The 12,563-nt window shown below is 42.2% G+C and carries 14 protein-coding genes; 9 read left to right on the top strand and 5 right to left on the bottom strand.

The window, feature by feature from the left end:
• Positions 1 to 52: 52 nt before the first annotated feature.
• From cccA to ACZ5B7_RS22790, 3 genes are all read left to right on the top strand, one after another.
• On the top strand, positions 53 to 421 hold the full coding sequence (gene cccA, locus ACZ5B7_RS22800; protein ID WP_423799118.1) for a cytochrome c550: 369 nt from the start codon (positions 53 to 55) through the stop codon (positions 419 to 421).
• Positions 422 to 500: 79 nt separating this feature from the next.
• Complete coding sequence (locus ACZ5B7_RS22795; RefSeq protein ID WP_464491086.1) at positions 501 to 1,223, top strand: tRNA (adenine(22)-N(1))-methyltransferase; 723 nt, start codon at positions 501 to 503, stop codon at positions 1,221 to 1,223.
• Positions 1,210 to 2,325 carry a Nif3-like dinuclear metal center hexameric protein gene (locus ACZ5B7_RS22790; RefSeq protein ID WP_464491085.1) on the top strand — a complete coding sequence of 372 codons (1,116 nt, stop codon included), beginning with the start codon at positions 1,210 to 1,212 and terminating at the stop codon, positions 2,323 to 2,325. Before ACZ5B7_RS22795 ends, ACZ5B7_RS22790 begins: the two co-directional genes overlap by 14 nt.
• A 30-nt stretch (positions 2,326 to 2,355) precedes the next feature.
• Here ACZ5B7_RS22790 and ACZ5B7_RS22785 read toward each other — a convergent pair whose 3' ends face one another.
• Both ACZ5B7_RS22785 and vrrA read right to left on the bottom strand, forming a co-directional pair.
• The gene (locus tag ACZ5B7_RS22785) at positions 2,356 to 3,300 is read right to left on the bottom strand and encodes a 4-hydroxy-3-methylbut-2-enyl diphosphate reductase (protein ID WP_464491084.1); all 945 of its coding nucleotides are present in this window, start codon (positions 3,298 to 3,300) and stop codon (positions 2,356 to 2,358) included.
• A 126-nt stretch (positions 3,301 to 3,426) separates the two neighbouring features.
• A complete protein-coding gene (gene vrrA, locus ACZ5B7_RS22780) occupies positions 3,427 to 4,167 on the bottom strand; it encodes a VrrA/YqfQ family protein (RefSeq protein ID WP_464491083.1) in 741 nt (246 codons plus the stop codon).
• Between the two features lie 340 nt (positions 4,168 to 4,507).
• Between vrrA and ACZ5B7_RS22775 the strand changes: the two genes are divergently transcribed.
• Both ACZ5B7_RS22775 and ACZ5B7_RS22770 read left to right on the top strand, forming a co-directional pair.
• Positions 4,508 to 5,821, top strand: a complete 1,314-nt coding sequence (locus tag ACZ5B7_RS22775; protein WP_213144831.1) for a DEAD/DEAH box helicase — start codon at positions 4,508 to 4,510, stop codon at positions 5,819 to 5,821.
• Between the two features lie 17 nt (positions 5,822 to 5,838).
• Positions 5,839 to 6,732, top strand: coding sequence for a deoxyribonuclease IV (locus ACZ5B7_RS22770; RefSeq protein ID WP_464491082.1), 894 nt, complete (start codon positions 5,839 to 5,841; stop codon positions 6,730 to 6,732).
• Between the two features lie 763 nt (positions 6,733 to 7,495).
• Here the strand turns inward: ACZ5B7_RS22770 and ACZ5B7_RS22765 are convergent.
• A complete protein-coding gene (locus tag ACZ5B7_RS22765) occupies positions 7,496 to 7,753 on the bottom strand; it encodes a DUF2624 domain-containing protein (RefSeq protein WP_423799111.1) in 258 nt (85 codons plus the stop codon).
• A gap of 179 nt (positions 7,754 to 7,932) precedes the next feature.
• Between ACZ5B7_RS22765 and ACZ5B7_RS22760 the strand changes: the two genes are divergently transcribed.
• The 3 genes from ACZ5B7_RS22760 to ACZ5B7_RS22750 are packed head-to-tail and all read left to right on the top strand — an operon-like array spanning position 7,933 to position 9,971.
• A complete protein-coding gene (locus ACZ5B7_RS22760) occupies positions 7,933 to 8,700 on the top strand; it encodes a metal ABC transporter ATP-binding protein (RefSeq protein ID WP_464491081.1) in 768 nt (255 codons plus the stop codon).
• A 1-nt stretch (position 8,701) separates the two neighbouring features.
• Positions 8,702 to 9,541: a metal ABC transporter permease gene (locus ACZ5B7_RS22755; protein WP_464491080.1), complete on the top strand. Its 840-nt coding sequence runs from the start codon at positions 8,702 to 8,704 to the stop codon at positions 9,539 to 9,541.
• Between the two features lie 16 nt (positions 9,542 to 9,557).
• Positions 9,558 to 9,971, top strand: a complete 414-nt coding sequence (locus tag ACZ5B7_RS22750; protein WP_464494553.1) for a Fur family transcriptional regulator — start codon at positions 9,558 to 9,560, stop codon at positions 9,969 to 9,971.
• Positions 9,972 to 10,025: 54 nt separating this feature from the next.
• Here ACZ5B7_RS22750 and ACZ5B7_RS22745 read toward each other — a convergent pair whose 3' ends face one another.
• On the bottom strand, positions 10,026 to 10,628 hold the full coding sequence (locus tag ACZ5B7_RS22745; RefSeq protein WP_464491079.1) for a 5' nucleotidase, NT5C type: 603 nt from the start codon (positions 10,626 to 10,628) through the stop codon (positions 10,026 to 10,028).
• Between the two features lie 371 nt (positions 10,629 to 10,999).
• On the opposite strand from ACZ5B7_RS22745, the gene ACZ5B7_RS22740 reads away from it, so the two are divergent.
• Positions 11,000 to 11,359, top strand: coding sequence for a DUF4190 domain-containing protein (locus tag ACZ5B7_RS22740; RefSeq protein ID WP_464494552.1), 360 nt, complete (start codon positions 11,000 to 11,002; stop codon positions 11,357 to 11,359).
• Positions 11,360 to 11,413: 54 nt separating this feature from the next.
• Here ACZ5B7_RS22740 and ispG read toward each other — a convergent pair whose 3' ends face one another.
• Positions 11,414 to 12,514 (bottom strand): flavodoxin-dependent (E)-4-hydroxy-3-methylbut-2-enyl-diphosphate synthase, encoded by a 1,101-nt coding sequence (gene ispG, locus ACZ5B7_RS22735; protein WP_213145294.1) that lies wholly within the window; start codon positions 12,512 to 12,514, stop codon positions 11,414 to 11,416.
• Between the last annotated feature and the right edge of the window lie 49 nt (positions 12,515 to 12,563).

The following is a 12,563-nucleotide window of genomic DNA, read 5'->3' as shown; positions in this document are numbered from 1 at the left end:
TTGTAGGCGGTTTTATTTATTTACAGATGTTCATACATAGGGAGGTAAAATTATGAAAAAGAATCCGGTAATTCCTTACATTCTCATCATGGTTTTTGGGATTGTCCTTATGTTCACTTTGTCTTTTAAAGGACTAGGGGATAGTAAGGAGCTTGCTGCTGAGAAAGGTGAAGGCAAAGGCAGTGAGAAAACAGAAGTGGCTGCATCCAAGCCAGAAGACATTTATAAAACAACTTGTATTGGCTGTCACGGCGATCAATACCAAGGGGTTGTAGGTCCTCCGTTAAAAGGTGTTGGCGACAAGCTTTCTAAAGAAGAACTTAAAAACATCGTGACTCACGGTAAAGGCGCCATGCCTGCAGGTCTTGTTCCCGAGGATAAAGCTGCTGCAATGGCAGATTGGTTATCGAAACTTAAATAATTTGACAAAAGGTCCTTTGCATCTGTAAAGGACCTTTTATATTATTAAGGCATACATATTGAAAAGCAGGTGTGTTAATTTGAATGCAGAAAAATTATCAATGCGTTTGACGGCTGTTGCGAAATACGTTCCAAAAGAGGCAAGATTAGCAGATATTGGTTCTGATCATGCTTATCTGCCCAGTTACTTAGTAAAAAACGCTGGCATTCCGTTTGCCGTTGCCGGTGAAGTAGCGAAAGGTCCATACCAATCTGCAAAAAGCAACGTAATGGCAGAAGGACTGTCAGATAGAATTTCAGTCAGGATGGGAGACGGCCTCGAGGTTATCGAATCTGGTGAAATAGATTGCATTACGATTGCCGGCATGGGTGGCGCTTTGATTGCCAGTATTTTAGAAAATGGAAAAGAAAAGCTGGAAACCGTCAAGAGGCTTGTGTTACAGCCAAACATTAGCGCCATTTCCATCCGTTTATGGTTTTTGGAAAATGAATGGGAGTTGATTGCTGAAGAAATTCTTGAGGAAGACGGCAAAACCTATGAGATTTTAGTTGCTGAAAAAGGTAATGCAAAACGCCCTTATAAAAAGAATAAAATGGAGATGGAGCTGTTAATGGGACCATTTCTCATTCAGAACCAAAATGAGATTTTTAAGAAAAAATGGCTGTCTGAAAGCAGCAATTGGGAAAGAGTTAAAAAACAGTTAGAAAACGCTGCTGCGACCCCTGAAACAGTTGAGAAAAGAAAGGAAATAGAAGATAAGCTAAAACTTGTGGAGGAGGCATTGAAAATTGAAAAAAGCTAATGGTCATGAAATTATTCAGCTGTTTGAAAAATTTGCACCAAAGAGTCTGGCAATGGAAGGCGATAAAATCGGCCTGCAAATTGGACGCCTTAATCAAAAGATAGAACGGGTAATGATTGCCTTGGACGTTCTTGATTCCGTCATTGATGAGGCCATTGAAAAAAAGGTTCAGCTTATTATTGCTCATCACCCGCCGATTTTCCGACCACTAAAAAATATTATTACTGATACTGTTCAAGGGCAGATCATTGAGAAATTACTCAAACATGATATCGCCGTATACGCGGCCCATACCAACCTAGATGTGGCCAAGGGCGGGGTGAATGATTGGCTGGCTGAAGCTTTAGGGTTGGAGGATGCTGAGGTTTTAGTTCCAACTTTTGATACAAAACTAAAGAAATTAGTGGTGTTTGTACCTGTCAGTCATGCTGATGAACTAAGACACGCGCTAGGGAATGCGGGTGCAGGTTTTATTGGCAGCTATAGCCATTGCTCATTTACGGCAAACGGTACTGGCCGATTTTTGCCGGGGGAGGATACGAATCCTTTTATCGGTAAGCCTGGGGAGCTAGAAAGGGTCGAAGAGGTTCGGATTGAAACGATTGTCCCTGAGCCTATCTTAAAAAAGGTAATCACCGCTATGATTAAAGCTCATCCATATGAGGAAGTGGCCTATGATGTTTATCCGCTTGAAAATAAAGGAGAGGTACTTGGGCTAGGCAGAATTGGAAAGATCCCGGAAATGACGTTAGAGGAGTTTGCCGAAAAGGTAAAAGTGGCTCTTGAGGTGGACAGGGTCCGCGTGGTGGGCGATATGCAGGCAAGAGTGAAGAAGGCCGCCGTATTAGGTGGAGATGGCAATAAATATTATTCCCATGCCAAATTTAAAGGGGCCGATGTTTATGTGACAGGGGATATTTATTATCACACCGCTCATGATGCGATGATGGATGGCTTGAATATGATTGACCCAGGGCATAATGTTGAAAAGGTCATGAAAAAAGGCCTGACCAAAACGTTGCAGACATTATGCCAGGAAGCAGGCTATGAAGTGGAGATTTTTCCTTCACAAATTCATACTGATCCTTTTCAATTCATATAAGAATAGGCTGACCTATGTCAGCCTACTCACTTAGCTCTCTTTTTTTACCTTCGGCAAGATTTTTGCCAATGGAACGTTTTTCTTGCGTTCCCATGTAGCTTCATTATTTGGATCGAATTGTTCAAGGAACGCGATGACTTCCTTCGTAATTGGTGTCGGAGTTGATGCACCCGCAGTAACAGCCACGTTTTTGGCGTCTTTAATCCAATCGATGTCAAGTTCTGTAATATCAGCAATCCTATATGCTGTTGTACCAGCAATTTCCTCAGAAACCTGAGCAAGGCGATTAGAATTGTTGCTTTTTGGATCACCGACGACAATGGTGACATCCGCTTGTTTAGCCTGCTCGGCAACAGCTTCCTGACGGATTTGGGTGGCGTGGCAAATCTCATTAAATACCTCGACATGAGGATATTTTTCTTTTACCTTTTCCATCGTATCGAAAACGTCCCATTGGCTCATGGTTGTTTGGTTAGTGACAATGAGTTTATCATAATCGAGATTCAATGCTTCGACATCAGCAGGTGTTTCCACAAGGTGGACCATGCCAGGTGCCACTCCAAGTGCCCCTTCAGGCTCTGGATGCCCTTTTTTGCCGATGTAAATCGTTTGGTATCCTTCCTTGGCCTTTTCTTCAATAAGGTCGTGTGTCCTGGTTACATCCGGGCAGGTTGCGTCAATGGCGACTAGCCCTTTCATTTTCGCAAGTTCCCTTACCTCTGGCGAGATACCGTGGGCTGTAAAAATAACGGTCCCTTTGTCAACTTTCTCTAAAATATCAAGACGATTCTTGCCGTCAAGGGTGATAATTCCTTCTTCTTCAAAGGCATCTGTAACATGTTTATTGTGAACAATCATCCCCAAAATGTAGATGGGACGGGGCAGCGTTTTATCTAATGCCGCATTCCTCGCAATGACCATGGCATCAACAACACCATAACAATAACCACGCGGCGAAATTTTAACGATTTGCATATATGAAGTCCTCCAAAAGGATTTTAGTAGATTATATGTCCATTATATAAAACTAATAGATATATTACAAAGAGACATTTTTCCTGCTCAAAATAGTAAAGAATGCCGGAGGCCGGCATTCTTATGTTAAATATATAATTTTGGTATCGAGGTTCCTTTTGGGTGCTGTCTTTTTTCCGGCGCACTGGTCTTGTGTGTTCTTTTTCTGCTGCTTTCCCTGTCGGAACTGGTTTTCTGGGTTCCTTTTCGGCTCGTTTTTTTAGATGAAGTTTTGGTTGTTCGATTTGTTGATGTTAAGCGGCTGCTAGAGGATTCTTCCCCTGACTGCTTTTTCTTTTCACTCGATTCCTCCTTATCGGAATCAGAGCTTTTTAAGCCGCGATATAACTTCCATAAGGCTGGCAGGTTTCTCACTAATGGACCATACTGCTGGATCATCGGGCCGATTGTCTGGGCCGTCTTTATAACCTGTTGAGTATTGTTAAGAATACTTGATAGTCCTCCCGGGTTAGACAAGGATTGGAGCAATCCGCCGCCTCCTGCGGCTCTGCCGGCACCCTGCATTCCCATCAGGCCGCCTGGTCCGCCGCCGCCCATCATTCCGCCTGGTCCGCCCATGCGGTTTCCTCCGCCGAAAAGCCTAGAGAGTAATCCGCCGCCTCTGCCCATTTGTTGTCCGCCCATTCCGCCAAAGGGATTTCCTTGTGGGCCCATCATTGGATTTCTTCCACCGCCCATCAGTCCTCCGCCGGGGCTCATCATTTGATTTCCCCCGCCGAATAAACCGCCCGGTCTGCCCATCATTGGTCCACCGCCGCCAAACGGTCCCATTCCCCCTGGCATTGGGAATCTAGGTCCTGGTTGCATACCATAAAACCTCCTCTCGTTTCTCAGCACATGAAGACACCGTTTTCCCATAAAAAAGAAATTATAAAAGGAAAAAGTGCGGAAGGGGAAAACTCTTGAACATGTGCGGAATTTCCACTTTTACCCTCTTGAATTACAATATGCATACACCTTGTTTTTGTTTAGGTATTATACTCAGAATCAAATGAAATTTATGGTTTTAAAAGCTGCAGGAAAGTAAAAGATGATAATAACTGGAGATTTACCTTGAACTCTACTATAATTACTTGATGGACGCGAAAATCGCAGGTCCCAATCATTTGACTTAAAAATAAGATATTTTTATATAAGGAGTACGTAAATGAAAGAAACTAAATTTGAACGTTTTGATTTTCAAGGCTTTATTAATGAGGCGCTAAACAAGCTGGGCTTCACTCAACCGACGGAAATTCAGGAACGAATGATTCCGTTGGTATTAAAAGGTGAAAGTGCGATTGGCCAATCACAAACCGGAACGGGAAAAACATTTGCCTATGTGCTGCCAATCCTTGATAAGGTGGATGCTTCGAGACAAGAGGTTCAAGCAGTCATCACAGCACCTACCAGAGAGCTTGCCAGCCAGATTTATCAACAAATTTTAAAAATTACTGAGCATTGTCCCTCTGAGAAAACAATTACCGCTAAATTATTTACAGGCGGGACAGACAAGCAGCGGACGATCGAGAAATTAAAAATACAGCCTCATATTGTTGTCGGAACGCCTAGTAGAATTAACGACCTTGTAAAGGAACAGGCGCTATTAGTACATACAGCCCGGATTCTTGTCGTCGATGAAGCGGATATGATGCTGGACATGGGCTTTATTGAGGATGTTGACCGTGTTGCGTCAAGGCTGCCGGAAGACCTGCAAATGTATGTTTTTTCCGCTACCATTCCGGAAAAATTAAAGCCTTTTCTGAAAAAATACATGGAGAATCCAAAAAACATTCAGATTGAACCGACAAGGAAGGCAGCTGAAAACCTGGAGCATTATTTGCTTCCATCAAGACACCGCGATAAGAAGGGGCTTGTTCATGATACTCTTATCGCCTGCAATCCCTATTTAGCCATTGTATTTACAAATACGAAAAAAATGGCTGATGAGGTGGCGGATTATTTATATCAAAAAGGCTTGAAGGTTGGACGAGTCCACGGAGATTTAACTCCAAGAGAACGAAAAAAAATGATGAAGCAGATTCAAGATTTGGAATTTCAATATATTGTTGCGACAGATCTGGCTTCAAGGGGAATTGATATTGAAGGGGTAAGCCATGTCATAAACTATGAAATTCCTTCTGACTTGGATTTTTATATTCACAGGGTTGGCAGAACCGCTAGAGCAGGAAATGCCGGGATTGCCTTAACGATTTATGATTTATCAGATGAAGATGCTTTAATTCGTCTTGAAAAGATGGGCATTCAATTTAAGAATGTTGACTTGAAAAATAACGAATTTGTTGAACTAGAAGGTCGAAACCGCCGGAAAACACGAGTAAAGCCAGAGGATGAGATTGACCATCGTGTAAAGGCTGTCATTAAAAAGCCGAAAAAGGTAAAACCAGGGTATAAAAAGAAAATGCAAACAGAAATAGAGAATATCAAGAAGCGGCAGCGCAGATTAGATAAGAAGAAATAAGAGAGGGAGAGGAAATAATGTTAAAAATAGGGTCGCACGTTTCAATGAGCGGCAAAGAAATGCTTCTCGCTGCAAGTAAGGAGGCCATTTCTTACGGTGCCAACACCTTTATGATTTATACGGGAGCCCCGCAAAACACTAGAAGGAAAAAAATCGAGGATTTAAATATTGAGGCGGGAAGAAGACATATGGAGGATAATGGAATTTCCGAAATAGTTGTCCACGCTCCCTATATTATCAATATTGGAAATACCTCCAATCCGGATACATTTGAATTGGGCGTCCGGTTCTTACGGTCGGAAATCGAACGGACAGAAGCCCTCGGAGCCAAGCAAATAGTCCTTCACCCAGGTGCTCACGTCGGTGCCGGTGAGGAGGCTGGGATTAAAAAGATTATCGAGGGTCTTAATGAAGTGCTAACCGGAAAAGAACAGGTTCAAATCGCTTTAGAAACAATGGCGGGAAAAGGCTCGGAGTGCGGGAAATCATTCGAGGAACTTGCGACGATAATCAATGGTGTCAACTATAATGAAAAACTGTCAGTATGCTTTGACACATGCCATACCCACGATGCCGGCTATAATATCATCGAGGATTTTGATGGTGTTTTAAATGAGTTTGATAAAATTATTGGGGTAGATAAATTAAAGGTGCTCCATATCAATGACAGCAAAAATGCATCAGGAACAAGAAAAGACCGTCATGAAAACATCGGATTTGGCCATATTGGATTTAAGGCACTAAACTATATTGTTCATCATCCGCAATTGATGGATGTACCGAAAATCCTTGAAACTCCGTTTGTCGGTGAAGACAAAAACAATAAAAAGGCGCCATATCGCCACGAAATCGCCATGCTTCGCGAGCAGACGTTTGAAGAGGATTTACTGAATAAAATAATGCAGTCTTAAATTCCAAATAAAGAAGCTGTGCAGATGCGTACAGCTTTTTTATTTAAATCTATTGATTGTCTCTGCAACTAGGCCTGTTGATTTCCGCTCCGGGCACTCGCTTTCCGCGGGGAGGTCCTGGAGCCTCCTCGGCGCTTTAGCGCCTTCGGTGTCTCCAGTGACCTCTATATCCCGCAGGAGTCGAGTGCCCTCCGCTCCAATCAACAGGGAGGCAATTCAACCTAAAGTATTGCAACACACTTTTTTCTAACAGGCTATGTGTGTTGCAATTTTTTTATTTTGACAGGCTTTTTTCGATTAGATAAGGAACAAATGAACAATGCCTAAGTTATATATCATTTGAAAAATAATATTAAAAGTCATACCTGTAGTGTTGGTTAAGACAACAGAACACCACTTTTATTATTATTTATTGTAAATCGAGGTCTTTATTAATACACCTGTTGATTGGCGCGGAAGGCACGAAGACTCCTGCGGGAGTAAGGGGCAGGGGAGACCCCGCAGGAGCTTTAGCGACGAGGAGGCTCCCCGCAACGCCCGCGGAAAGCGAAGTGCCTCGGGACAGGCAAAGAGCAGCCTGTCCCTGCGATGATTATTCGAGGAAGCTTTCCTTAGTGGAGCGCCAATCAACAGACTTGTTGAAAAGCCATTATATTTACATAATTTCACAATCTAACGCGGTGGATTTTTAAAGAAAAATAACAACATAAAAAGGCTATCGAAAGTTTTTCGACAGCCTCGGCTGTATAATCCGCAATGCTTCTCATTTTTTTACTAATTCTGCAAAAAGTTTATTGACCTCCCGGGCTGTTTGCGGGCCGGCGGCTTTGGCAATTTCCCTTACCAATTGGGCACGCTGCAGGTCATCAAAAATATTAATATTTTTTCCTCTTAAGTATTCGGCTATTTTTTTTGCCTGACTGCGGGTTATGGCTATATTAAATTGGTTTGCATATTTTAGCAGTTCATCGGCAGTGATGGTATTTATTTTATGATTGATAATACTTTCAAAAATCTTCACCTTAATCACTCCTCCATGCTAATTTATGAAAAAGCGGCTGGAGTGTGACAGTGACTTATAAAGGCGGTTAAATTAGACATTCGCGAATTGCTCTGCTTTACAAACACAAAATAACTATTGTATACTACATAAAGTTAAATCGGAATGATTCTTAAAATTAAAGTGAGAGTGCGAAATCTATGCAATCAATTATTGATATTAAACAGCTGTCCTATAGATATGAAAAGGACATCGTCCTTGAAAACATCAATTTATCCGTGGAAAAGGGTGCGTTTCTCGCCATTGTCGGCCCCAACGGTTCTGGAAAATCAACACTATTAAAGTTAGTTTTGGGATTGTTAAAGCTGCAAAAGGGAGAAATTTACCTATTTGGCCAAGAAATCAATAAATTTAAAAATTGGGACAAAATCGGTTACGTTTCCCAAAAGGCCAACTCCTTTAACACGGGTTTCCCGGCGACCGTATATGAGGTAGTGGCAAGCGGGTTAACAAAAAAGCTGGGCCTGTTGTCTTTTTTCAAAAAGGAGCACTCGGAAAGAGTATTAGCCTCATTGGATGCAGTAGGGATGAAAAAATTTAAAGACCGAAATATTGGCGAGCTTTCAGGCGGGCAGCAGCAGCGGGTATTTATAGCTAGAGCCTTGGTGAGTGAGCCAGAGCTGTTGATACTTGACGAACCAACAGTTGGGGTTGATGCAGAGAACATAAAGGCTTTTTATGAAATGCTTGATGTGTTAAATAAAAATAAGGCGATTACATTGGTGATGGTCACACATGACATCGGGACCGTTTCCGATAAGGTATCCCATGTAGCCTGTTTAAATAAGCATTTGCATTTTCACGGATTGACAAATGAATTTGAGCAGATGAGAATGGAAGACCTGTCATCATTCTATGGACATGATGTGCAATTGCTGACTCATCATCATGAACACGGAGGCGTATAGTATGATTCAAGGGATTTTACATTATGAATTTTTACAAAACGCCTTCTTAACTGGAATGTTAATTGGCATTCTAGCTCCATTATTGGGAGTATTTATTGTGGTTAGAAGATTGTCTTTGATTGCCGATGCGCTTAGCCATGTAACTTTGGCAGGGATTGCGGCAAGTCTGTTGCTTGAGCGCTATGTTACCGCACTTACGGGCCTGAATCCATTGTATATGGGCATGGTTTTTTCGGTTGGCGGGGCCTTATTTATTGAAAAGCTAAGAGGAGTCTACAAGCACTATCAAGAGCTGGCGATTCCGATTATTCTTTCCGGAGGAATCGGGCTGGGGGTTATATTTATATCTCTTGCCAAAGGCTTTAATACAGATTTGTTCAGTTATTTATTTGGTAGCGTATCAGCCGTCAGCCGTACCGACCTTTGGGTGATTCTGGTAATTAGTATTGCAGTGGTATTGGCTGTGGTTCTCTTGTATAAAGAGCTGTTTTTATTGTCTTTTGATGAGGAATACGCCAAGGCTTCCGGTATTGCAGCAAAAAGCATCCATTTCATTTTCATTATTTTAGTGGCGCTGGTCATAGCAGCTTCAATGAGAATTGTTGGAATCCTGTTGGTTTCTTCGTTAATGACACTTCCTGTTGCAGCAAGTATCCGAATTGCCAAAGGGTTTAGGCAGGCCATCATTTTATCGGTTATCTTCGGTGAAGCTTCGGTGCTTGGCGGGCTGAGCCTTGCTTATTATTTGGACTTGGCTCCAGGTGGAACAATTGTCATGCTCTCTGTATTGATATTAATATTGGCGATATTTTATAAAAAAATCTTGGTGAATAAAGCATAAGCGAGGTGTGTAAATGATGAATGTACAAGAAGCACTTCAATTTTTAAAGGAAAATGGATTTAAGCAGACAGGAAAAAGGGAAGATATGCTTCAATTGTTTGCTGAAAGCGATAAATATTTAACAGCAAAAGATGTTTTAGATCTATTGAAGGATGATTACCCGGGCTTAAGTTTTGATACTATTTACCGTAACCTTTCCCTTTTTGTTAACATGGGGATACTAGAGATGACGGAGTTGTCAGGCGAAAAACATTTTCGGTTTTCCTGCTCGCACACCCATCATCACCATCATTTTATTTGCTTAAGCTGCGGCAAGTCGAAAGAAATTGAAACATGTCCGATGGAGGGCCTCAGTGCAAATTTAAAAGGCTACGACATCTCCGGGCATAAATTCGAAATATATGGCCGCTGTCCGGATTGTGTACAATAAAAAAGCTGACCCATGAGCGGAGTGACTGCTCATTTGGGACAGCCTTTTTTATTTTTATTTCATTGACCCAGCCATTTCTCGTATATTTTCCTGCTTCCTAAGCCAGTTCTCCACCCAAATGGCTGCTTCTGCCCAGTCGTTGACCCGGATGACACCTTGTGGAATGGGCTCTTGATTATAGGGAGTATCAAATAAAATGACCGGAATTCCGCATTCTTCATGAAGGGCAACGGCGTTGTCGTGTTTATCCTCAAAAAAGAGATCCACTTTCAGATTTTTAGCCGTTTCTACCTTGTCATGACTGCCAATCAGCTCGATGTGATGGAAGGTTAATCCATGCGCTGAAAACCAATTTTCGGTCACCTCGAGCAGATGCGGTCCACGGGCACTGATAAAAAACAATTCATGTTCATTTTTCCATTTATTTAATACCGGCTTTACGCCTTTAGCAAGTGGAGAACCTTCATATATAATCGGCTCATTTTCTGAAAACCAATGGGCAAATACTTTTTCATCCACTTTCACAAAAGGAGTTAAATCGTATTGGGTGATGTCCTCATAAGCAATGTTCATCCCAAATGCCTTGTTTATAAAAGGCAATAACGATGTAGGGCAGGTAACTGTTCCATCAATATCAATTCCAAATCTTTTTTTCATTTTTAAATTCACCTTCTGTTGTTTCCTCAGTTCTATTTTTATTTTACCAAAGACCGTGAACTGTTTGGCATGAAATATTTTGCGGAATATGAAATAACTAACTAGTTAAGACAAACATTGTCATAGTAAAAAGGCTTTAATGACAAACAATAATAAATGCTCCTACATTGAAAGTGAGGGATTAAAGGATGGCAGATGAACGCGACACGAAGGTGCAAGAAGCTCTTCGTGGCCCAATTATCGGTGAAGATATACCAAATTCTCCATCGGATTATCGTGAGGCCACAACTTCCGAAATCGCAACACCTGTAACAACCCAAGCTTCCAAATATAATGAGGAAACGGCAGAGGAATTTGGAGCGTCTGTCCCAATGAGAGTATCTTTAAAGAAAGATGATCCGCCAATTGGGGCATCCGTGCCAATCCGTTCTTCCTATAATGAAGAAACCGCTGCCGAAATCGCTGCCCCTGTACCTATTATAAGAGGCAGGGAAAAAGACGATATTGGTGATAATGGTCGAGAACGTGCGGTCGGCGGTGCCGGACTAGGGACTGTCGCACTGGTCCTTTCCATTTTATCCTTGTTCGTAATGCCAATCCTGTTTGGCGCAGCAGGAATTATTCTGGGATTTGTTGCTAGGCGCCGCGGCTCCGAAGGGCTTGGAGCGTGGGCTATTGGGATTGGAGCGGTATCGATTATCATCGGAATCTTTATTCTTCCGTTCTTTTAAAATAGGAGCAAAAAAAAGAGGCTGTCTCTCGGGACGGCCTCTTGTGACGTTTACCTATTTGTTTACCTTTTCTTCTGCTTCCTTCTTGCGGAAATATTCTTCGGCAAGCTGGTCAATTTCCTTTTTGAGTTCTTCGACCATTTGTGATTCTGGCACCTTCCGGACAATCTCGCCTTTTCTAAACAAAAGACCTTCACCACGGGCACCGGCAATTCCGATGTCTGCTTCACGAGCTTCACCAGGTCCATTTACTGCGCAGCCTAGAACTGAAACCTTGATAGGTGCTTTAATATGGGAGATATATTCCTCTACCTCATTGGCGATGCTGATCAGGTCTATTTCAATGCGCCCGCAGGTAGGGCAGGAAATTAAGGTAGCAGCATTGGAGGAAAGGTGGAATACTTTCAAAAGCTCACGAGCTACTTTAACCTCTTCAACTGGGTCTGCACTTAATGAAACCCTTACCGTATTACCAATACCTTTGCTGATAATTGCACCTAATCCGGCTGCACTTTTAATGGTTCCGGAGAAAAGTGTTCCGGATTCGGTTATCCCAAGATGCAATGGATAATCGAAGGTGCGGGCAGCTTTTTCATATGCTTCAATAGCCAGATTGACATCAGAAGCCTTCATTGAAACGATAATATCGTGGAAGTCCAAGTCCTCTAGAATTTTGATATGATGGAGGGCGCTTTCGACCATTCCATCAGCGGTTGGGTAGCCGTATTTATCAAGAATTCGTTTTTCCAATGACCCCGCATTTACACCGATCCGGATAGGAATTCCTTTTTCTTTAGCGGCTTTTACTACCGCTTCAACCTTTTCTTTTCTGCCGATATTTCCAGGATTGATCCTGATTTTATCAGCACCGCCTTCAATCGCCTTTAGTGCCAATTTATAATCGAAGTGGATATCAACAACAAGTGGAATGTTGATTCTTTTTTTGATTTCAGGAATGGCATTTGCAGCCCTTTCATCTGGGCATGCGACCCGGACAATTTGGCAACCTGCTTCCTCAAGACGTTTGATTTCGGCAACAGTAGCCTCTACATCATGGGTTTTAGTGGTTGTCATACTTTGAATGATGATTTCATTATTGCCGCCGATGGTTAAATTGCCAACCTTAATCGGCCGTGTTTTCGTACGATGTATAATTTCACTCACGTAGAATTCGCTCCTTTAGCTGGATTCGAATATAGAATTA

It is taken from the genome of Neobacillus sp. S1115 (assembly GCF_055385565.1).
This window is presented reverse-complemented; position numbering and strand designations above follow the sequence as displayed.

What these genes read in the sequence shown, in the direction of transcription:
- ACZ5B7_RS22760 (WP_464491081.1), top strand. Translation starts at nt 7,933, where the DNA reads ATGCAATCAATTATTGATATTAAACAGCTGTCCTATAGATATGAAAAG.
- ACZ5B7_RS22755 (WP_464491080.1), top strand. Translation starts at nt 8,702, where the DNA reads ATGATTCAAGGGATTTTACATTATGAATTTTTACAAAACGCCTTCTTA.
- ACZ5B7_RS22750 (WP_464494553.1), top strand. Translation starts at nt 9,558, where the DNA reads ATGAATGTACAAGAAGCACTTCAATTTTTAAAGGAAAATGGATTTAAG.
- vrrA (WP_464491083.1), bottom strand. Translation starts at nt 4,167, where the DNA reads ATGCAACCAGGACCTAGATTCCCAATGCCAGGGGGAATGGGACCGTTT.
- ACZ5B7_RS22740 (WP_464494552.1), top strand. Translation starts at nt 11,000, where the DNA reads ATGAGAGTATCTTTAAAGAAAGATGATCCGCCAATTGGGGCATCCGTG.
- ACZ5B7_RS22775 (WP_213144831.1), top strand. Translation starts at nt 4,508, where the DNA reads ATGAAAGAAACTAAATTTGAACGTTTTGATTTTCAAGGCTTTATTAAT.
- ACZ5B7_RS22770 (WP_464491082.1), top strand. Translation starts at nt 5,839, where the DNA reads ATGTTAAAAATAGGGTCGCACGTTTCAATGAGCGGCAAAGAAATGCTT.
- ACZ5B7_RS22745 (WP_464491079.1), bottom strand. Translation starts at nt 10,628, where the DNA reads ATGAAAAAAAGATTTGGAATTGATATTGATGGAACAGTTACCTGCCCT.
- cccA (WP_423799118.1), top strand. Translation starts at nt 53, where the DNA reads ATGAAAAAGAATCCGGTAATTCCTTACATTCTCATCATGGTTTTTGGG.
- ACZ5B7_RS22785 (WP_464491084.1), bottom strand. Translation starts at nt 3,300, where the DNA reads ATGCAAATCGTTAAAATTTCGCCGCGTGGTTATTGTTATGGTGTTGTT.